22 protein-coding genes are annotated in these 19803 nt (G+C 72.9%); 16 read left to right on the forward strand and 6 right to left on the reverse strand.

What is annotated here, in order from left to right; genetic code table 11:
- Nucleotides 1–6 precede the first annotated feature (6 nt).
- The 5 genes from ctaE (at nucleotide 7) to IEW90_RS08300 (ending at nucleotide 5385) form a co-directional block, all read left to right on the forward strand.
- The gene (ctaE, locus tag IEW90_RS08280) at nucleotides 7–651 is read left to right on the forward strand and encodes an aa3-type cytochrome oxidase subunit III (RefSeq protein WP_188717677.1); all 645 of its coding nucleotides are present in this window, start codon (nucleotides 7–9) and stop codon (nucleotides 649–651) included.
- 10 nt (nucleotides 652–661) lie between these two features.
- The gene (qcrC, locus tag IEW90_RS08285; RefSeq protein WP_188718091.1) at nucleotides 662–1474 is read left to right on the forward strand and encodes a cytochrome bc1 complex diheme cytochrome c subunit; all 813 of its coding nucleotides are present in this window, start codon (nucleotides 662–664) and stop codon (nucleotides 1472–1474) included.
- A gap of 29 nt (nucleotides 1475–1503) precedes the next feature.
- Nucleotides 1504–2619, forward strand: a complete 1116-nt coding sequence (gene qcrA / locus IEW90_RS08290) for a cytochrome bc1 complex Rieske iron-sulfur subunit (protein WP_229679556.1) — start codon at nucleotides 1504–1506, stop codon at nucleotides 2617–2619.
- Nucleotides 2616–4208, forward strand: a complete 1593-nt coding sequence (gene qcrB / locus IEW90_RS08295) for a cytochrome bc1 complex cytochrome b subunit (protein WP_188717679.1) — start codon at nucleotides 2616–2618, stop codon at nucleotides 4206–4208. The genes qcrA and qcrB overlap by 4 nt, the downstream gene beginning before the upstream one ends.
- Before the next feature lie 100 nt (nucleotides 4209–4308).
- Nucleotides 4309–5385: an LLM class flavin-dependent oxidoreductase gene (locus IEW90_RS08300; RefSeq protein WP_188717680.1), complete on the forward strand. Its 1077-nt coding sequence runs from the start codon at nucleotides 4309–4311 to the stop codon at nucleotides 5383–5385.
- Here IEW90_RS08300 and IEW90_RS08305 read toward each other — a convergent pair.
- Nucleotides 5382–6545, reverse strand: a complete 1164-nt coding sequence (locus IEW90_RS08305; protein ID WP_188717681.1) for a phosphotransferase family protein — start codon at nucleotides 6543–6545, stop codon at nucleotides 5382–5384. The genes IEW90_RS08300 and IEW90_RS08305 overlap by 4 nt on opposite strands.
- An 87-nt stretch (nucleotides 6546–6632) precedes the next feature.
- Between IEW90_RS08305 and IEW90_RS08310 the strand changes: the two genes are divergently transcribed.
- Complete coding sequence (locus tag IEW90_RS08310) at nucleotides 6633–7709, forward strand: FUSC family protein (RefSeq protein ID WP_188717682.1); 1077 nt, start codon at nucleotides 6633–6635, stop codon at nucleotides 7707–7709.
- Here IEW90_RS08310 and IEW90_RS08315 read toward each other — a convergent pair.
- Nucleotides 7667–8182, reverse strand: coding sequence for a hypothetical protein (locus tag IEW90_RS08315; protein ID WP_188717683.1), 516 nt, complete (start codon nucleotides 8180–8182; stop codon nucleotides 7667–7669). The two genes, IEW90_RS08310 and IEW90_RS08315, sit on opposite strands and share 43 nt — an antisense overlap.
- Nucleotides 8183–8215: 33 nt before the next feature.
- On the opposite strand from IEW90_RS08315, the gene IEW90_RS08320 reads away from it, so the two are divergent.
- Nucleotides 8216–8677: a hypothetical protein gene (locus tag IEW90_RS08320; protein WP_188717684.1), complete on the forward strand. Its 462-nt coding sequence runs from the start codon at nucleotides 8216–8218 to the stop codon at nucleotides 8675–8677.
- 15 nt (nucleotides 8678–8692) lie between these two features.
- Here IEW90_RS08320 and IEW90_RS08325 read toward each other — a convergent pair whose 3' ends face one another.
- The 4 genes from IEW90_RS08325 to IEW90_RS08340 are packed head-to-tail and all read right to left on the reverse strand — an operon-like array spanning nucleotide 8693 to nucleotide 12773.
- Nucleotides 8693–9823, reverse strand: coding sequence for a lipid II:glycine glycyltransferase FemX (locus tag IEW90_RS08325; protein ID WP_188717685.1), 1131 nt, complete (start codon nucleotides 9821–9823; stop codon nucleotides 8693–8695).
- Between the two features lie 7 nt (nucleotides 9824–9830).
- The gene (locus tag IEW90_RS08330; RefSeq protein WP_188717686.1) at nucleotides 9831–10889 is read right to left on the reverse strand and encodes a lipid II:glycine glycyltransferase FemX; all 1059 of its coding nucleotides are present in this window, start codon (nucleotides 10887–10889) and stop codon (nucleotides 9831–9833) included.
- A complete protein-coding gene (locus tag IEW90_RS08335) occupies nucleotides 10886–11956 on the reverse strand; it encodes a lipid II:glycine glycyltransferase FemX (protein WP_188717687.1) in 1071 nt (356 codons plus the stop codon). The genes IEW90_RS08330 and IEW90_RS08335 overlap by 4 nt, the downstream gene beginning before the upstream one ends.
- A gap of 40 nt (nucleotides 11957–11996) precedes the next feature.
- Nucleotides 11997–12773 (reverse strand): EI24 domain-containing protein, encoded by a 777-nt coding sequence (locus IEW90_RS08340; protein WP_188717688.1) that lies wholly within the window; start codon nucleotides 12771–12773, stop codon nucleotides 11997–11999.
- 138 nt (nucleotides 12774–12911) lie between these two features.
- Between IEW90_RS08340 and IEW90_RS08345 the strand changes: the two genes are divergently transcribed.
- From IEW90_RS08345 to IEW90_RS08385, 9 genes are all read left to right on the forward strand, one after another.
- The gene (locus IEW90_RS08345) at nucleotides 12912–13373 is read left to right on the forward strand and encodes a hypothetical protein (RefSeq protein ID WP_188717689.1); all 462 of its coding nucleotides are present in this window, start codon (nucleotides 12912–12914) and stop codon (nucleotides 13371–13373) included.
- Between the two features lies 1 nt (nucleotide 13374).
- Entirely contained in the window at nucleotides 13375–13575 is a 201-nt protein-coding gene (locus IEW90_RS08350; RefSeq protein ID WP_188717690.1) for a helix-turn-helix transcriptional regulator, read from the forward strand.
- Between the two features lie 24 nt (nucleotides 13576–13599).
- Entirely contained in the window at nucleotides 13600–14604 is a 1005-nt protein-coding gene (locus IEW90_RS08355; RefSeq protein ID WP_229679557.1) for a DMT family transporter, read from the forward strand.
- Nucleotides 14567–15448 carry an SDR family oxidoreductase gene (locus IEW90_RS08360; protein ID WP_188717691.1) on the forward strand — a complete coding sequence of 294 codons (882 nt, stop codon included), beginning with the start codon at nucleotides 14567–14569 and terminating at the stop codon, nucleotides 15446–15448. Before IEW90_RS08355 ends, IEW90_RS08360 begins: the two co-directional genes overlap by 38 nt.
- A complete protein-coding gene (locus IEW90_RS08365; protein ID WP_188717692.1) occupies nucleotides 15448–15705 on the forward strand; it encodes a DUF7218 family protein in 258 nt (85 codons plus the stop codon). The genes IEW90_RS08360 and IEW90_RS08365 overlap by 1 nt, the downstream gene beginning before the upstream one ends.
- 79 nt (nucleotides 15706–15784) lie before the next feature.
- Nucleotides 15785–16264 carry a DUF6328 family protein gene (locus tag IEW90_RS08370; protein WP_188717693.1) on the forward strand — a complete coding sequence of 160 codons (480 nt, stop codon included), beginning with the start codon at nucleotides 15785–15787 and terminating at the stop codon, nucleotides 16262–16264.
- 120 nt (nucleotides 16265–16384) lie between these two features.
- Nucleotides 16385–17575: a MalY/PatB family protein gene (locus tag IEW90_RS08375; RefSeq protein ID WP_188717694.1), complete on the forward strand. Its 1191-nt coding sequence runs from the start codon at nucleotides 16385–16387 to the stop codon at nucleotides 17573–17575.
- Complete coding sequence (locus IEW90_RS08380; protein ID WP_188717695.1) at nucleotides 17572–18891, forward strand: O-acetylhomoserine aminocarboxypropyltransferase/cysteine synthase family protein; 1320 nt, start codon at nucleotides 17572–17574, stop codon at nucleotides 18889–18891. The genes IEW90_RS08375 and IEW90_RS08380 overlap by 4 nt, the downstream gene beginning before the upstream one ends.
- Nucleotides 18888–19802: a methylenetetrahydrofolate reductase gene (locus IEW90_RS08385; protein WP_188717696.1), complete on the forward strand. Its 915-nt coding sequence runs from the start codon at nucleotides 18888–18890 to the stop codon at nucleotides 19800–19802. Before IEW90_RS08380 ends, IEW90_RS08385 begins: the two co-directional genes overlap by 4 nt.
- The last annotated feature ends 1 nt before the right edge of the window (nucleotide 19803 follow it).

A 19803-nucleotide genomic window follows, 5' to 3' on the forward strand; every position in this document is an offset into this window, starting at 1 on the left:
ACTAGGATGGAAGGCGTGTCCACTACTGCGCTCTCCACGTCGCCATCGGCGCCGATGATCAGGCGGCCGAACACCGTCGCCGTCGGCACCATCGTCTGGCTCGGCAGCGAGGTGATGTTCTTCGCCGGCCTGTTCGCGATCTACTTCACGCTCCGCTCCATGTCGGGCGACCTGTTCGCGACGGAGGCCGAGCGGCTGAACGTGCTGTTCGCCACGGTGAACACGATCATCCTGCTCGCGTCGAGCTTCACGTGCCAGGCGGGCGCGAACGCGGCGGAGCACCACCAGGCCTTCCGGAGCGGCTCGCGCTGGCAGCTCTCGAAGTGGGGCATGGTCGAGTGGTTCTACCTGACCTACGCCATGGGCTCGGTCTTCATCATCCTGCAGGTGTTCGAGTACGTCGTGCTCGTGCAGGAGGGCGTGACGCTGTCGTCGAACTCGTACGGCTCCGCCTTCTACATCACGACCGGCTTCCACGGACTCCACGTCACCGGCGGCCTGTTCGCGTTCCTCTTCGTCATCGGCCGCGCGTACGCGGTGAAGCGGTTCGCCCACAAGGAGGCGACGAGCGCGCACGTCATCTCGTACTACTGGCACTTCGTCGACGTGGTCTGGATCGGCCTGTACCTCGTCATCTACTGGCTCAAGTAAGCGTTAGGGACTGAGAACCTTGGCAGCACGCAAGAAGACCGGTCGCAGGCACCCGCTCGCGAGCGCGGCCCTGCTCATCATCGGACTCGTCGCCGCCGGCGGCGCGTCCGTCGCGGTGGGCTCGGTGGCGAACGCCGAGCCGGCGCCCGCGGCGCACACGCAGGCCACCGCGGCCGAGGGCGAGGCGCTGTTCCGCGCCAACTGCGCCTCGTGCCACGGCATCGACGCCGAGGGCACGCCGAACGGCGTGAGCCTCATCGGCGTGGGCGCGGCCTCCGTCGACTTCCAGGTCATGACGGGCCGCATGCCGATGGCCTTCCAGGGCCCGCAGGCCCTCCAGCGCGACCCGCAGTTCACGCAGGAGCAGTCGGACGCCATGGGCGCCTACATCGCCTCGCTCGCCCCCGGGCCGGCCGTGCCGTCCGAGGAGCAGCTCGACACCTCCGTCGTCGACGAGGAGGGCGTCGCGAACGGCGCCGAGCTCTTCCGCATCAACTGCGCCATGTGCCACAACGTGGCCGGCGCCGGAGGCGCGCTCACCGAGGGCAAGTTCGCCCCGCACCTGCGCGACATCGACGCCGCGCACATCTACGAGGCCATGCTCACGGGCCCGCAGAACATGCCCGTGTTCAACGACCAGAACATCTCGCCGGACGAGAAGCGCGAGATCATCGCGTACCTCCACTACCTGGACGAGAACCCGTCGGTCGGCGGCTTCGACCTGGGCTCGCTCGGCCCGGTCTCCGAGGGCCTGTTCATCTGGATCTTCGGCCTCGGCGGCATCGTCGCGGTCACGGTCTGGCTCACCTCGAAGCCGAACTGAGCATGGCGCAGGACACAGAGAGGACCAGCATGTCGGCTGACCAGTCGGCTCACCAGGAGTCGCACGAGGTGGTCGTGCACGACCGCGGCGCTGCCATCGTGCAGTCGGACGCGTTCGAGAACCCGGGCCTGCCCCCGCACCGCCCGCGCCAGACCGACCTCCACCCGGAGAAGGCGGACCGCGCCGAGCGCACCGTCGTCTGGTGGTTCATCGCGTCGATGCTCGGCGCCGTCATCGCGATCGCGGCCTACATCATGGTCCCGATCGAGCAGGGCGACATGGCCTCGGTCAGGTTCAACAACCTGTTCCTCGGCCTCGGCATCGCGCTCTCGCTGCTCGGCATCGGCCTCGGCGGCATGCACTGGGCACGCCAGCTCATGAGCGACCACGAGCTCGTCGAGGAGCGCCACCTGACGCGCGGCTCGGAGCCGAACCGCACGCGCGCCGTCGAGATCTTCAAGCTCGGCGACGAGGAGTCCGGCTTCAGCCGCCGCTCGCTCATCCGCAACACGCTCATCGGCGCGGTCGCGCTCATGCCGCTCCCCGCCGTCGTGCTCTTCCGCGACCTCGCTCCCGCGGGCAACGCGGTCGACGTGCTCACGCACACCATGTGGAAGGCGGGATCGCGCCTCGCGCTCGACCCCTCCGGCACGCCCATCAAGGCCGACGACGTCACGATCGGCTCGGCCTTCCACGTCATCCCCGCGGAGCTGGCGGAGATGACGCACGACGAGGGCTACCTCGACCAGAAGGCGCTCGCATCCGTGCTCCTCGTGCGCCTGCCGCTCGACCGGCTCAACGAGCAGCCGGACCGCGCGGGATGGTCGTACGACGGCATCGTCGCGTACTCGAAGATCTGCACGCACGTCGGCTGCCCCGTGGCGCTGTACGAGCAGCAGACGCACCACCTCCTCTGCCCGTGCCACCAGTCGACGTTCGACGTGACGAACCACGCCAAGGTCGTCTTCGGTCCTGCCAAGCGCCCGCTGCCGCAGCTGCCGATCACGGTGGACGACGAGGGCTACCTGGTCGCCCAGCACGACTTCACCGAGCCCATCGGTCCGTCGTTCTTCGAGCGGCTGCACTACGTCGACGAGGAGAAGCACATCCCCCTCTCGTCGGCTGAGACGGAGACCCGCGCATGACCACCGCCACCCCGCAGCGCCCCACGCTGACGTCGAAGGCATCGAACTACCTCGACGAGCGCACCAGCATCTCGACCATGGTGTCGATGCTCGGTCGCAAGATCTTCCCCGACCACTGGTCGTTCATGCTCGGCGAGGTCGCGCTCTACTCGTTCGTCGTGATCCTGCTCTCGGGCACGTTCCTGACGTTCTTCTTCGAGCCGTCCATGGCCGAGGTCCACTACGAGGGCTCGTACGTGCCCCTCAAGGGCATCGAGATGTCGGCGGCGTACGCCTCGGCGCTCGACATCTCGTTCGACATCCGCGGCGGCCTCCTGATGCGCCAGATCCACCACTGGGCGGCCCTGCTGTTCGTGGCGGCCATCGGCCTGCACATGCTGCGCGTGTTCTTCACGGGCGCCTTCCGCAAGCCCCGCGAGCTCAACTGGGTGATCGGCTTCATCCTCTTCATCCTCGCGATGGCCGAGGGCTTCACGGGCTACTCGCTCCCCGACGACCTGCTCTCGGGCAACGGCCTCGCGATCATCAACGGCATGATCAAGGGCATCCCGATCGTCGGCACGTGGATCTCGTACCTGCTCTTCGGCGGGCACTTCCCGGGCCACGACATCGTGCCGAGGCTCTTCGTGCTGCACATCATGCTGCTCCCGGCGATCCTCATCGTCATGATCGGCCTGCACATGGTGCTCATGGTCGTGAACAAGCACACGCAGTTCGCCGGCCCCGGCCGCACGAACGACAACGTCGTGGGCGTCCCGGTCATGCCGATGTTCGCGGCGAAGGCGGGCTCGTTCTTCTTCATCGTCTTCGGCGTGATCGCGCTCATCTCGGCGACCTTCACGATCAACCCGATCTGGAACTACGGCCCCTACGACCCGTCACCGGTGTCGGCGGGCACGCAGCCCGACTGGTACATCGGCTTCGCCGACGGCGCCCTGCGCCTCGCACCGGGCCTCGAGTCCGAGATCCTCGGGCTGACGCTGTCGTGGAACATCCTGCTGCCGATGGCGGTGCTGGGCCTGTTCATCGTGCTCGTCATGTTCTACCCCTTCATCGAGGCGTGGATCACCGGCGACAAGCGAGAGCACCACATCGCCGAGCGTCCCCGCAACAACCCGACGCGCACCGCGATCGGCGCGGCCGGCGTCTGGTTCTACGCGATCATGTGGGCCGCCGCCTCGTCGGACCTCATCGCGACGCACTTCCACCTCAACGTGTTCCAGGTCACCTGGGCGCTGCAGGCGATGCTCGTGCTCGGCCCGTTCCTCGTGTTCTGGCTCACGAAGCGCATCGCGATCGGCCTGCAGAAGAAGGACCGCGAGATCCTGCTGCACGGCTACGAGTCGGGCAACATCCGCCGGCTCCCCGGCGGCGCGTACATCGAGGTGCACGAGCCGGTCGGCGAGTACGAGTCGTGGAGGCTCAAGTCGTTCGAGGCGTACGAGCCGGTCATGGTGCGCCCGAACGAGCAGGGCCGCATCACGGCGGGCGTCCGCGCCCGCGCCGCGCTGACGCGCTGGTTCTTCGAGGACCGCATCGCGCCGGTCACGCGGGGCGAGCTCGAGGCCGCCAAGCACGACGACCACTGACGTCAGTCGTCGAAGGGCCCGGGAGCGATCCCGGGCCCTTCCTCGTGCGCGCGGAATGCCCGCCGGTCGTGCACGGTTGGCCCAGGCGGAGAGGAGCCCCATGACCACGCAGCTCGAGGTCGGCGTCCACACGTTCGCATCGATCCCGGTCGTCGACGGCCGACCGGTCCCCCACGCGCAGGTGCTGCGCGACGTCGTCGCGGAGGGCGTCGCGTCCGACCGCGCGGGCCTGGCGTTCTTCGGCGTCGGCGAGCACCACCGCGAGGACTTCGCGGCGAGCGCGCCCGAGATCGTGCTGGGTGGCCTCGCGACCGCGACCGAGCGCATCCGGCTCGGCACGGCCGTCACGGTGCTCTCGTCGAACGACCCCGTGCGGGTGTTCGAGCAGTTCTCGACGCTCGACGGCATCTCGTCGGGCCGCGCCGAGATGATCGTCGGCCGCGGCTCGTTCGTGGAGTCGTTCCCGCTGTTCGGCTACCGCCTCGAGGACTACCAGGCGCTCTTCGACGAGCGGCTCGAGCTGCTCGCGGCGCTCGTGCGCGAGGAGCCCGTGACGTGGCAGGGGCGGCTGCGCACGCCGCTCCAGGACCAGGCCGTGCACCCGCGCTCGCACGCGGCGGAGCAGGGCGGGCGGATGCCCGTCTGGGTCGGCGTCGGCGGCACCCCGGAGTCGGTCATCCGCACGGCGCGGCACGGCTTCGACCTCATGCTCGCGATCATCGGCGGCAGCCCGGCGCAGTTCGCGCCGTTCTCGGGGCTCTACCGGCAGGCGATGCAGGAGCTGGGCCACGGCACGGGCCGCATCGGCATGCACGCGCCGGGCCTCATCGCCGAGACGGACGAGGAGGCGCGCCGCCTCCTGCAGCCGCAGTGGATGCGCTACCGCAACCGCATCGGGCGCGAGCGCGGCTGGGGCGATGCGACGCCGCGCGAGTTCGAGGCGGCGGCCGCCGAGCACGGCGCGCTGTTCGTCGGCAGCCCCGAAACGGTCGCGCAGAAGATGGCGTGGGCGGTCGAGACGCTCGGCGTCGAGCGCTTCGACCTGAAGTACGACTCCGGCACGACCCACGAGGACAACCTGCGCACGATCGAGCTGCTCGGCAGCGAGGTCGTGCCGCGGGTGCGGCAGCTGCTGGGTCAGCCGGCCGCGGCCGTCGCGCCGACGATCGGCGCCTAGGCGAGCACCGCGGCGGCGCGGTCGAGCAGCTGCTGCGCGACCGCGGCGCCGCGCTCGTCGCCGCGCCCGGCGTTGGCGAGCGCGTGGCCGAGCAGGTGGGTCGCGGCGATCGCCGCGGTGCGCTGGTCGCCCGCCCAGCCGAGCTGGAGCTCGTCGGCGAAGGCGGCGAGCGCCTCGGACGCGGCGGGCGAGCCGGTGCGCTCGACAGCCGAGACGACCACGTGGCCGAAGAGCGCGCCCGCGTCGTCGGCGGGGTCGCCGAGGCCCGCGGTGTCGATGTCGAGGATGCCGGTGATGCGCGAGGGGTCGGCGTGGTCGACGAAGACCTGGCCGAGGTGCAGGTCGCCGTGGATCGTCACGGGCGGCGGCACGGCGGTGGCGGCGTAGCGCCGGTGCACGAGCTCGGCGAGCTGCGAGGTCTGGCGCGCGAAGAGCGGCGAGGTCTCCTCCATGCGCTCGGCGTACCACTCCACCCGGCGCGCGAGCGACTCGCGCGCGCCGACCGCGACCGGCACGCGCGCGATGTGCTGCGCGAGCTCGTCGAGGCCGCGTGCGAAGCGCGCGCGGTCGATGCGGTCGAAGACGTCGATGGCGGGCAGGCCCGGCAGCTCCTCGAGCAGCACGAGGCCGGCCTCCGAGAAGCCCAGCGAACGCGGCACCGGCACCCCCGCGGCGCGGAAGCGCTCGTGGAGGTCGTGGATGGTGGCGGCGAGCGAGGGGTGCACGACCTTCGCGAACCAGCTCCGCTCCCCCGTGTCGACGCGCAGCACGGCGCGCTTGCCGGGGCGGTACGCCTCCATCCGCAGGCGCGCGCCCTCCGCCTCGATGCCGAACTTGCCGAGCACGACGCCGGCGGCCTCCGGGTACGACACGGCCGGCAGCGACGGCAGCGCCGGGTCCTGCGGGTAGGCCCACGCGGTGAGGCGCCGGCCGGAGGCGTCGACGAGCTCGACCGTGTGCTCGTCGACCGGGGCGCTCGGCGACGTGTTCACGTAGATCGTGACGCGCTCGATCTGATCGTCGCGCGTGCGCACGCTGCACGCGAAGCCGACGATGAAGCCCTCGTTCACGGGCTCGACGTCCTTCTGCGCGAAGTCGACCAGCTCGCGCCCGCTCGCCGCGACGAGTCGCATGAGCACTGCGGCTGCGTTGTCGAGCATGGTCACATCCTGCACGCTCGCGCCTGGGAGCGGGGACGGCGCGCACGGGCTCGCCGCACATCAGGTCGTCGCGCATAGGCTGGCGGCATGCGATGGCTGGGGCTGCTCCTCACCGAGCAGCAGGCGTCCTGGCTGCAGGTGCTGAAGACGAGCGTGGCGATCGTGGTCGCGTGGTTCGCCTCGCAGCTGCTGCTCGGCGTGCCGATGCCGATCTTCGCTGCGATCGCCGCGCTGCTCGTCGTGGCGCCGAGCGTGAACCAGTCGGTGGGCAAGGGCCTCGAGCGCTCGGCCGGGGTGCTGGGCGGCGTCGTGCTCGCGTGGCTGGCCGGGCTCGTGGAGGCGCCGCTCGGCCTCCAGGGCGGCGAGCTCGTCGTGCTCGTGGTGGTCGTCGCGGCCGTCGTGCTGGCTCGGCTCCTGCGGCTCGCGCCGATGGCGGCGAACCAGGTGCCGATCAGCGCCATGATCATGCTGGCGCTCGGCGCGGGCGCCGGCCCCGAGTACGGCCTCGAGCGGATCGTGGAGACGCTCATCGGCGCGCTCTGCGCGCTCGCCGTCAACGTGGCGATCGTGCCGCCCGTGCACCACGAGCCCGCCGAGCGGCGGCTGCGCGAGCTCGCGCACGCGATCGCCGACGCGTTCGACCGCGTCGCCGGCGCGCTCGCGGGCGAGACGGGCGACGCCGCGCGGCTGCTCGCCGACGCTCGAGCGCTGCGCGGTCGCATCGCGGCCACCCGCGCCGCGATGGACGCGCTCGAGGACTCCCTGCGCCTCAACCCCCGCCGCCGCGGCCTCGGCGAGCGCATCGAGCGCGACGAGCGGCTGCTGCTGGCGCTCACGATCCTCACGAACCGCGTCATCGGCATGTCGCGCACGATCGCCGACCGCGCGGGCGCGCTCACCGTCGACTCGCTCGCGGGCGAGCCGATCGTCGAGCGCATCGGCGAGGAGTCGCGCCGCATCGCCCACGAGGTGCGCGCGCTCGTGGATCGGCACGCGCACGCCGACGGCCGCACGACGACGATGCCGGCGCTCGACGGCCCGCTGCTCACGAGCCCGATCGTCGTGCCCGCCCCGCATCCCGAGCACTGGGTGCTCGTCGGAGCGCTCCTGGAGGACCTGCGTCAGGCGCGCGAGTCGCTCGAGGCCGGCGACGAGGGCGTGTAGGGCGCGAGCCACTGCAGCTGCCAGAACTCGTCGGCCGAGAGCTCGAACGAGTGCGTGTCGATCGAGACCGCGCGGCGCACGTCGTCCGGGTCGAGGTGCGGCCGCGCGAGGATCGACACCGCGCTCTGGCGCAGCAGCGCGGAGCGCCCGTAGTGGATCGCGACGATGTCGGCGGTCGCGGGCGTGTCGGAGACGACGTAGGCGCTCGAGAGCAGGCGGGAGCGGCCGAGCATCCGCCACGAGAAGTGGCGCCCCGCCCAGGTCGCCTCGGCGATCACCTCGCGGTCGCCCTTGTCGGGCCGGTGGTACTCGTACACCTCGCGCAGCTGCAGCGGCGACGGGCGGACGAGCTCGAACGTGACGCGCGGGTTCTTGCGGTCGGTGCTCATCCAGTACGGGAACGTCGTCGCGCGGATCGACCAGGTGCCTCGCAGGACGCGAGCGAGCTCGGCGGGATCGGCGACGCGTGACATGCGCCCAGGATAGCCACCGGCTACGCTCGCGTCATGGCGGACGACCACCTCGATCGCGCCGTCGAGCTCGCCGCGCGGGCCTACGACGGCCGCACCGACCGGCAGGGCGACCCCTACGTCGCCCACGCGATCCGCGTGATGCTGGCGATGCGCACCGACGACGAGCGGGCGGTCGCCATCCTCCACGACGTCTTCGAGTGGGGCCGCATCTCGCTGCGCGAGTTCGTGGCGGCGAAGCTGCCGAAGCGGATCGTCGACGCGGTCGACGCGATGACGAAGCGCGAGGGCGAGAGCCTCGCGGAGCACGTCGAGCGCATCCTCGCGAGCGAGCTCGCGGTCGCCGTGAAGCGCGCCGACCTCGTCGACAACGCCCTCGAGCACCGGCTCGAGCGGCTCCCGAAGCAGCAGCGCGAGCGGCTCGTGGCGATGTACCGCGAGACCGCGACGCTGCTCGGCGAGGACCTCGACGAGCTGTGCGGGCGGCCGGTGCGCTGAGCGGGCGCTGCGCCGCTACCAGATGCCCCACGGGCGACGGCGGACGCGGCGCTCGATGGGCAGCAGCAGCCGCAGGAAGATCGCGTAGCGGCGCTGATCGAGCACGAGGTCGTGGCTCGGCAGGTGGTCGACGATCGGGCCGAAGAGCCGCTTGAAGATGCCCGGGCCGTGCATGCGGTGGGTCTCGTCGTCGGCGCGCCACGAGGGCGGCGTCGCGTACGTGTCGTAGACCTCGCGGCCGTCGTGCTCCTTGAACCACTGCATCGCGGTCCAGCGGATGAGGTGGGCGCCGCCGCGGATGGCGCGGTCGGGCACGCTGCCGCCGTCCTTCGCGAGCGCGTAGCGGCCGAAGCCGATCATGAACGCCGAGGCCTGCGGCCCGTCGTGGGCGCCGTCGTAGCCGAACCAGAAGTGCCCCTGCCCGCGCTCGCACAGCTCCGACCACAGCTGGTGGTAGTACGCGTACGGCTTCATCGTGTCGACGCCCTTGCCGCCGGCGACGGTCTGCATGAGCGCGTACATCTGCTCGTAGGTGGCCTCGGAGTGCTCGACCTTCTCGACCCGGTAGCCGTGCTTCTCGGCGTTGCGGATGTGGTTGCGCAGCTTCTTGTGGAAGCCCGCGAAGATGTCCTCGACCGCCGGCGCGAGGTCGACGAGCACGGTGTGCACGTTCTGCTGGATGGTGTTCGCGGCGCGGAAGCCCGCCGCGGCGAGCGCGGCGCGGCGCTCCTCGGTGTCGAGCTCGTACGGCTCGACCTTCACGGCGTACACGCCGCGCGCGACGTCGCCGCGCGCGCCGCGGATCGCCTCGGCGATGCCGCCCAGGTCGTCGAAGGCGGCGCCGGGGCCGAGCGGCAGGTACCAGAAGCGGCCGGCGAGGCTGCGGTGCTCGAGCGCGAGCACGTAGACGCGCTCGACGGGCTCCCCCTCCTCCGGCTCCCCCTCGGGCGGCTCCTCGACGCCGCGCTCCAGCACGAGGAAGCGCGGGATGAGCCGCTCGGTGGCCTTGAGGCGGGCGTAGGCGACGCCCTGCGTCCACTGGCCGCCGTCGGGGTTGTGCTGGACGAGCTCGTCCCACTCCCCGAGCTCGTGCTGCGCGGCGCGGCGGAGGGTCCATGGACGGTCGGCGGTCGTCTGGTCGGTCATCGCTCCCCTATCGCAGCGCGTCGGTGCCGGGCTTCAGGCGCCACTCGATCCGTCGGACGGCGCGCTCCCACAGGACGTGGCGGAGCGGCCGGAGGACGACGTCGAACGACGGCAGGTAGCTCACCACCGGGCCGAACTTCTTCTTGAACTGGCCGACGCCGTGGTACCAGTGGGTCGTGTCGTCCATGAGCTCGGGCCGGGGCGTGCCGCACAGGTCGAAGGCGGCCTTGCCGTCGGCGGCGGCGTCCTGCATCGCGCGCCACAGCAGCAGCGCGGCGCCGCCGGCGATGCTGCGGGTCGGCCGCGAGCCGCCGTCCTTGTAGACGGCCGTGCGGCCGGCGAGCGTCACGAAGATCGCGGCCTGCGCCTCGCCCGAGTCGTCGTCGTAGCCGAAGTAGAAGCGGCCGTTGCGGGTCTTCGCGAACTCCGTCCAGAACAGCCGGTAGTAGGCGTACTCGCGCATCGCGGCGACGCCCTTGCCGCCGTTGATGGTCTTCAGCAGCTCGTAGAAGCGCTCCATGTCGGCCTCGGTGGCGTCGTGCGCCTCGATCCGCTCGATCCGGTAGCCCTTGGTCTCGGCCCCGCGGATCGACGAGCGGAGCTTCTTCTGGAAGTCCATGATGAGCTCGTCGCCGCGCGTGAGGTCGAGCACGACCGTGTGCGTGAGCAGCTGCATGTCGCGGCTGCGCACCGCGCCCGTCGCGGCCATCCGGGCGATGAGCTCGGGGGTGCGCAGCAGGTGCGGCTCGACCTTGATCGCGAGGAGCCCGCGCTGCTGCCGGCCGAACGCGCGGATCGCGGCGACCATCCCCTCGAGGTCGGCGCAGGTGGGGCCGAGCGGCACGTACCAGTAGCGGCCGAGCCACACGGTGCCCTCGTGGGCGAGCGCGTAGACCGTCTCGGCGCCCTCGACGACGAGGAAGCGCGGCTCGAGCCGGTCGTAGCGCTTGATCGCGGCCATGGCGCGCGCGCCGGTCATGATCCCGCCGTCGGGGTTCGTCTCGATGAGCGCGTCCCAGCGCTCGATCTCGTCGTCGGTGGCGAAGCGGACGGTCGTTGCGGTCATCGGAGCGTGTCCGGTCCCTTGCGGATGCGCCACTCGACGCGGCGGACGAGCCCCTCCCACACGCGGTGGCGCAGCGGCCGCAGCACGAGGTCGAACGAGGGCAGGAAGTCGGTGATCGGGCCGAAGCGCAGCTTGAACTGGGCGAGGCCGTGGAAGGGGTGCGTCTCGTCGTCGGCACGGTCGCTCGGCGGCGTGCCGGCGAGGTCGAAGGCGAGCTTGCCCTCGGCGATCGCGTCCTGCATCGCCGTCCACAGCAGCAGCGCCGAGCCGCCGTTGATGGTGCGGTCGGGGCGCGAGCCGCCGTCCTTGTAGACGACCGTGCGGCCGGCGGTGGTGACGAAGATGCCAGCCTGCGGGCGGCCCGTGTCGTCGTCGTAGCCGAAGTAGAAGCGGCCCGCGCCAGCGCGGGTGAAGGCGCCCCAGAACGCGTCGTAGTAGGCCCGCTCGCGCATGCCCGCCATGCCCTTGCCGCCGGCGACGGTGAGCATCATCGCGTGCATCGCGTCGAAGGTCTCCTGCGTGGGCTCGGGGCGCTCGACGCGGTAGCCCTTCTTCGTCGCGCCGCGCACCTGGCGGCGGATCATCTGCGAGAAGGACGCGAAGAGCGCCTCCTCGCCCTGCTCGAGGTCGAGCACCACCGTGTGCGTCATGACCTGCATGTCGCGGCTGCGCTCGAGCCCGAGCGCGACGAGCTCGTCGATCCGCTCGGGGGTCGACTCGAGGTGCGGCTCGACCTTGACGACCAGCACGTCGCCCTCCGCGGCCGCGAAGGCGCGGAGGCCCTCGATCACCGGCGCCATGTCGGTGGCCGTCGGCCCCATCGGCAGGTACCAGTAGCGGCCGAGCGAGACGCGGCCCTCGAGCACGAGGCAGTGGATGCGCTCGGCGCCGTCGGCCGTCGGGGCGTCGATGACGAGGAAGACCGGCTCGAGCCCGTCGAAGCGCTTCGTCTCGGCGAACGCGCGCGACTGGACCATGTGGCCGCCGTCGGGGTTCGCCTCGATGAGCGCGTCCCAGCGCTCGACCTCGTCGGGCGTGGCGCGGCGCACCTGTGCAGCGTGGGGCATGGTTCCTTCGAGCGGGAGGGGTCTGGAGGGCGCGACCAGCCTACGCGGCGCGCTCGGGGGCGGTCGTCGCCTCGCCGCGCAGGTCGCGCACGAGGAGCGTGGCGCCGACGATCGCGGCCGGCGTCGCGACGACGGCGAGCCCGGGCACGAGCAGCACGAGGTAGGCGGCGATGCCGAAGCCGAGGGAGCGCCAGGGGCGCGAGGCGAGCAGCGCGCGGCGCTCGGCGAGCGCGAGGCCGCGGGCCTCCCCCGCGAGGCCCGTGAGCTCGCGCGAGAGCGCGCGGCCGCCGAGGACGGCGCCGAGCACGAGGCCGAGCGCCGTGCCGATGAGCGGCACGAGCCCGGCGACGAGCACGACGAGCGCCGTGCCGGCGGCCATGAGCAGCAGCACGAGCGCGTCGCGGAGGCCGGAGCCGAGGCCCGCCCAGAAGCCGCGCTCGGGGCCCTCGGGGGCCGCGCCGAGCCGCTCGTCGACGCGCTGCCGGATGCGCTCGTAGAAGGGCTCGCCGACGGCGAGCGTGATGGCGGCGAAGCTCAGCACGCACAGCACGACCGTGCCGACGAGGATGCCGAGCGCGATCGCGAACCGCACGGCCCCCGACCACAGGTCGTCCCAGCCGGCGGCCCAGGGCGAGAGCGCGGCGGCCCAGCCCTCGACGTTGACGGCGACGACCACGACGAGCGCGAGCATGGCGGCGCCCACGATGAGCGCGGGCACCGCGCCGAGCGCCATGAGGCCGGGATCCCGAGCCCAGGTGCCGAAGCCCCGCAGGAGGAGGCGGGCGCCGGCGAGGAGGTCGGCGAGGCGTGCGCGCATGCGGCCATGCTGGCACCCGCCGCTGGACGGGCGCCGCTCGTCCGGGCCACGGCAGGCTTGCGCGACCGCGCACCCATGTGTCAAGGTCGCTTGACACGTCAAGCACGCTTGACACGAACGGCAGCGACGGAGGACGACATGGATGCAGCGACGACGGACCGGCGGACGCGATGGGGCCGGGTGCGGGGCACGGCCGGCACGCCCGCGATGGCGATCGCGATCCCCGCGGGGCTCCTGCTGGCCGCCGCGGCGGGCGCCGTCTCGGCCGCGATGATCGCGGCGCCCTCGCCGCTGCTCGTCGGCCTCGCGATCGGCGGCTCGACCGTCGCGCCCTTCGTCGCGCTCGTCTGGGCGCTGCTGGTCGACCGCGACAGCCTGCGCGGCGCCGTCGACCGGCCGGAGGACTCCGTCGAGGGCGCCTGGTACGACCGCGCGGCGCAGGGCGCCTTCTCGGACACGATCCTGGTGGTCGGCCTCGCGACCGCCGCGCTCGCCATCACCGGCCTCCGGATCGACGTCGTCGTCGCGCTCGTCGGCGTGCTGCTCGTCGCGATGGGCAGCTGCGGCGTCCGGTACCTCGTCGCGCGCCGGCGGGGCTGACGTGGAGAACGCCCTGCCGACGCTGCGCCAGGAGCGCGGCTGGTCGCAGCAGCGGCTCGCCGAGGAGCTCGGCGTCTCGCGCCAGACCGTCATCTCGATCGAGCGCGGCCGCTTCGACCCGAGCCTCCCGCTCGCCTTCCGCATCGCGCGGCTGTTCGGCACCTCGATCGAGGCGGTCTTCCAGCCCGAGGACGAGGCATAGCCGACGCGACCTAGGATCGGAGGCGTGCCGCCCGCCGCCTCCGCCCCGCCCGCGACGGCGCAGCCGATGCACGCGGCGGCCGTGCTGCTCGCCGCGGTGCTGTGGGGCACGACCGGCACGGTCGCGCACTTCGCGCCCGAGGGCTCGTCGCCGCTCGCGATCGGCCTCGCGACCTTCGGCGTCGGCGGCGTCGTGCTCGCCGCCCTCTCCGCGCGGCGGGTGCTCGCGGTGCTGCGGCGCCGCGACCAGCTCGGCTGGGTGCTCGCCGGCGCCGTGGGCGTCGTGCTCTACCCGGCGTTCTACTACCCGTCGATGGCGCTCGCGGGCGTCGCCGTCGGCAACGTCGTCGCGCTCGGCTCCGGCCCGATCTTCGCGGCCCTCCTCGAGTGGGCGGTGGAGCGCCGACGGCCGGGCCTGCGCTGGACGATCGCGACGGGCATCGCCGTCGTCGGCATCGCGCTGCTCACGATCGGCGGCCACGGCGGCGCGGCCGAGGATCCGGGCGCCGCGCCGCTCGGCGTCCTCCTCGCGCTCGTCGCGGGCTTCGGCTACGCCCTCTACTCCTTCGCAGGCGCCCGCCTCATCCGCCGCGGCTCGACCGCGAGCGGCTCGATGGGGGCGCTGTTCCTCGTGGGCGCCGTCGTGTGCCTCGTGGGCCTCGCCGTCGTCGGCGTCGGCCCGCTCGCCTCCCCTACGGGCGTCCTCACGATCGCCTACCTGGGACTCGTGCCCATGGCGCTCTCGTACCTGCTCTTCGGCTACGCCCTGCGCGCGCTGCCCTCGACGAGCGCGACCACGATCGCCCTCGCCGAGCCGGTCGTCGCGACGCTGCTCGCGGTCGCGATCGTCGGCGAGCGGCCGAGCGCCGTCGGGTGGCTGGGCCTCGTGGTCGTCGCCGTCGGCATCACCGTCCTCGCAGTCCGCTCCCCTGCCGCGTCCAGGCGCCCGCGCGTAGCGTCGGGGTACAAGCCGCAGACCGAAGGAGACGAGCATGACCACGCAGGATCCGACGACGAAGCACCACGCTGACGAGTTCCCGACCCAGCAGCAGCCGGAGCAACCGGGGCTCACCGCCCCCATGGAGCCGCAGCCCGACCACGGCGAGTCGAGCTGGACCGGCCGCGGGCGCCTCGAGGGCCGCCGCGCCCTCATCACCGGCGGCGACAGCGGCATCGGCCGCGCCGTCGCCGTCGCCTACGCGCGCGAGGGCGCCGACGTCGCCATCGTGCACCTGCCCGAGGAGGCCGAGGACGCCGCCGAGACGCAGCGGCTCGTCGAGGCCGAGGGCCGCGCCTTCCACGCGATGGCGCTCGACCTGCGCGAGGAGCAGGGCTGCGTGGACGCGGTCGCGGGCGCCGTCGAGGCGCTCGGCGGCCTCGACGTCGTCGTCAGCAACGCCGCGTACCAGAAGCAGCGCGGCGGCATCGAGACCTTCGACGTCGCCGAGGTCGAGCGGGTCTTCCGCACGAACCTCATCGCCGCCATCGTCATCGCCCGCGAGGCGCTCCCGCACCTCGGCGCGGGCTCGTCGTTCATCACGACGACGTCCATCCAGGCGCAGGACCCCAACCCGGGCCTCCTCGACTACGCGATGACGAAGGCCGCGCAGGTCGCCATGACCGAGGCGCTCGCGAAGGAGCTCGGCCCCAAGGGCATCCGCGTGAACGCCGTGGCGCCGGGGCCGATCTGGACCCCGCTCATCCCCGCGACCGGCTTCCCCGACGAGAAGGTCGAGCAGTTCGGCCAGGACACGCCCCTCGGCCGCGCCGGCCAGCCCGCCGAGCTCGCAGGCGCCTACGTCTATCTCGCGAGCGAGGAGTCGTCGTACGTCTCGGGCGCCGTCGTGCCCGTGACCGGAGGGAGGGGGTTCTGATGCCGAACCCAAGAATCAAGGACGAGGAGCTGTACCGGAAGCTGCGCGACGAGGGGAGCTCGGCCGAGAAGGCAGCCCGCATCGCGAACGCCGCCGCCCGCGACGGGCGCGAGGCGCTCGGCGAGCGGGGCGGCGACGCCGAGCGGTACGAGGACCGCACGGTCGAGGAGCTCAAGGAGCGGGCGAAGGAGCTCGGCCTGGAGGGCTACTCCGACCTGAGGAAGGACGAGCTCATCGACCGGCTCAGGAACCACTGAGGCGGGTCTCGGCGACCGTCGAGCCCGCAATCAGCGGCGCCGTCCCCCATCGGGGTCGGCGCCGTGCCATGATCGCGCCATGGACGACGACCGCGGACGCGACGAGACCCCCGAGGAGCGGGCCGACCGCAACTTCGAGGACATCCTGCAGGAGCTGCGCGTCGTGCTCACCGGCACGCAGCTCATCTCCGGCTTCCTGCTCGCCGTCGCCTTCCAATCGCGCTTCGAGGACCTCGACGCCGACGAGATCGTCCACTACCTCGTGCTCGTCGGCCTCTCGGCGCTCGCGACGCTCCTGGGCCTCACGCCCGTCGCCGTGCACCGGCTCCACTTCGCGAAGCGGCGCAAGGGGATGATCGTGCGGCTCGCGAACGCGTTCCTCATCGCGACGCTCGCCGTGGTCTCGGTCCTCGTCGTCGGCGTCACGAGCTTCATCTTCGAGGTGGTCGTGTCGAGCGCCGCGGGCCTCTGGGCGGCGGTCGGCACGGGCGCCGTCGTGGTCGCGCTGTGGGGCACGGCGCTCCTCGCGCATCGCGGTCGATCGTCCGTCGAGCCGTAGCCTCCGGCCGCGCCCCGGACCGTGCGTTGCGAAGTGTGACCGGCCCGCTGTCGGGCCGGCGCATCCCGCTGTCATCCTGGCTCGCACCGGCGCCGAGCGGCGTCGTCGGAAGGGATGCGCATGACGGGCCGATGTCGCGAGCAGCACGCGTTCGACGCGATCCGGCGGAGCGACCTCGAGCGGCCGTCGAGCCGCAAGTGGAGCCTCCACCCGGGCACGATCGGGGCGTGGGTCGCCGAGATGGACTTCGGCACGGCGCCCGCCGTGCGGGAGGCCCTGCAGCGCGCCGTCGTCGACGACGTGCTCGGCTACCTCTCCCCCGCGACCGCCGCCGACCTCGCCGAGGCGACCGCGCTCCACCAGGCCCGCGAGCACGGCTGGGCGATCGACCCCGACCGCGTGCACGCCGTCTCCGACGTGATGGCGGCGCTGGGCGTCGCCGTCGAGGAGTACTCCCCGAAGGGCTCGGCCGTCATCGTGCCGACCCCGGCGTACATGCCCTTCCTCACCTACCTCGAGCGGCTCGGCCGCCCGGTCGTGCAGGTGCCGGGCGTCGTCGTCGACGGCCGCTGGCGGCACGACCTCGACGGCATCGACCGCGCCTTCGCCGCGGGCGCCCGCACGCTCGTGCTCTGCAACCCGCACAACCCCACCGGCACCGTGCTGCCGCGCGAGGAGCTGCTCGCGATCAGCGAGCTCGTCGAGCGCCACGGCGGCCGCGTCTTCGCCGACGAGATCCACGCCGCGATCCGCTACGACGGCCGCGTGCACGTGCCCTACGCCTCGGTCTCCGAGGCGGCGGCCGGCCACACGATCACGGGCACGAGCGCCTCGAAGGCGTGGAACATCCCGGGCCTCAAGGCCGCGCAGCTCATCACGTCGAACGAGGCCGACGAGGCCGTCTACCGGCGCTTCGGCTTCGCCGTCGTGCACGGCGCCTCGACGCTCGGCGTCATCGCCTCGGCCGCCGCCTACCGCGACGGCGACGCCTGGCTCGCCGAGACCGTGCGCTACCTGCAGGGCAGCCGCGACCTGCTCGCCGACCTCGTGGCCGAGCGCCTCCCGCAGGTGCGCTGGCGCCCGCCCGAGGCCACCTATCTTGCGTGGCTCGACGTCGCGGCGCTGCGCCTGGGCGAGAGCCCGGCCGAGGCGCTCCGCGAGCGCGCGGGCGTCACCCTCACCGACGGCGCGCTGTGCGGCGCCGGCTCGGAGCAGCACGTGCGGCTCGTCTTCGCGACGCCCGCGCCCGTGCTCGAGGAGACCGTCGACCGGATCGCCGCCGCGCTCGCCCCCGCGGGAGCAGCACGATGACCGCCCTGGACGCGCGCGTGCGCGACGAGCAGGCGGTCGCCGAGCCGGAGCTCGGCTTCGAGACCCGCCAGGTGCACGCCGGCGCGATCATCGACGCCGAGGCCGGCGCCCGCATCACGCCCATCTACCAGAGCGCCGGCTACGTCTTCGAGTCGTTCGACGACGGCGTCGAGCGCTTCGCCGGCCGCTCCGCGCGCCGCGCCTACTCGCGCAACGACAACCCCACGAACGTCGTCGCCGCCCGACGCATCGCCGACCTCGAGGGCGGCCTCGACGGCGTGCTCGTGGCGAGCGGCCAGGCGGCGATCGCCGCGGCGCTCGGCGCGCTCGCCGAGGCGGGCGACCACATCCTCGCCGCCGACCGCCTCTACGAGGGCACGCGCGAGATGGTGCGCGGCCTCCTGCGCCGCCAGGGCCTCGAGTTCGAGACGCTGCCGATCGACAGCGACGAGGAGGCGTGGGTGCGCGCCGTGCGCCCCACGACCCGCGCGATCTACGCCGAGTCGATCGCCAACCCGCTCGGCGAGGTCGCCGACCTCGACCTGCTCGGCCGCGTCTCGGCGCGCACCGGCGTGCCCCTCGTCGTCGACAACACCGTGGCGACGCCGTACCTGAACCGGCCGATCGAGCACGGCGCCGCGATCGTCATCCACTCCACCTCGAAGTGGCTCGGCGGCCACGGCTCCGCGATCGGCGGCGCGATCGTCGACGGCGGCTTCGACTGGGACCCGGAGCGCTTCCCGCACCTGCACGCAGCGCGTCCGCACGGCGCGCCGTCCTGGGCCGAGCGCTTCGGCCGCGGCGCGTACGGCGCGTACCTCCGCTCGGTCGTCGTGCTCGAGCAGGGCCCCACGCTGCCGCCGCAGAGCGCCTTCCTGCTCCTCCACGGCATCGAGACGCTCTCGCTGCGCATGGAGCGCCACGTCGAGAACGCCCACGCCGTCATCGACGCGCTGCGGGGGCACCCCGCGATCGCGCGCATCCACCACCCCTCGCTCGACGCCGACCGCGCCGAGGTCGTGGCGCGGATGCTGCCGCGCGGCGCCGGATCCGTCGTCTCCCTGGACCTCGCCGGCGGCCGCGAGGCCGCCCGCGCCTTCCTCGACCGGCTGGAGCTCGTGAGCCAGATGACCCACATCGGCGACGTGCGGACGCTCGCGATCCACACCGGCAGCACCATCCACGGCAAGCTCGACGAGGCGGAGCGGCTCGCGCTCGGCGTGACGCCCGGCCTCGTGCGGCTCTCGATCGGCATCGAGCGGGCCGACGACATCGTCGCCGACCTGCGGCAGGCGCTCGAGGGGCTGGAGCGATGAGCGTGCGCTACTCGTTCGAGCTCTTCCCGCCCCGCGACGCCGCATCCTCGGGCCGCGTCGAGTCCGCGGTCGACGCGTTCATCGCGCTCGACCCCGAGTTCGTGTCGGTGACGTTCGGCGCCGGCGGCTCCTCGACGCACCACTCGCTCGCCGTGCTGCAGCGCCTGCTCGACGGCGGGCAGAGCCCCATGGCGCACCTCACGTGCGTCGGGCTCGAGGTGCACGAGACCGCGCGGCTCGTGCGGCAGTTCCTCGACGCCGGCATCACGAAGTTCCTGGCCCTCCGCGGCGACGAGCCGCGCGACCCCGCCCAGCGGCCGCGCACGACGCTGTCGTCGGCCGCCGAGCTCGTGCAGCTCATCGAGCGCGTCGAGTCGGAGCGGGTGCCGTACGCCGAGACGCCGCTGCCGGGCCTTCGCGCCTCGTCGATCGGCGAGCGGCGGGCCTCGGCCGAGATCGCGGTGGCCGCCTTCCCGAACGGGCACCCGGGCTCGGGCATCCACCGCAGCGACGTCGACGCGCTGCTCGCGAAGCAGTCGGCCGGCGCGACGATGGCGATCACGCAGCTCTTCTTCGACCCGTACGACTACGTGCGGTTCGTCGAGCTCGCCCGCGCCAAGGGCGTCACGATCCCGATCGTGCCAGGCGTCGTCATCCCGACGACGCTCCGCAGGCTCGTCCGCTCGGCCGAGCTCGCCGGCGAGCGCGTGCCGCGCGTGCTCGCCGACCGGCTCGAGGCCGCCGCGACGCCCGCCGACGCCGTCCGCATCGGCGTCGACGCGACGATCGCGCAGATCAGCGCGCTCGAGGAGCACGACGTCGACGCCGTGCACCTCTACACGTTCAACGACCACCGACCCGCCGTCGACGTCCTCGCGGGCGTCGGCGCGATCCCCGCCCACGCCGGCTGAG

The sequence above is a fragment of the Agrococcus terreus genome, assembly GCF_014645235.1.
In the GTDB taxonomy this organism is placed as follows: Bacteria; Actinomycetota; Actinomycetes; order Actinomycetales; family Microbacteriaceae; genus Agrococcus; species Agrococcus terreus.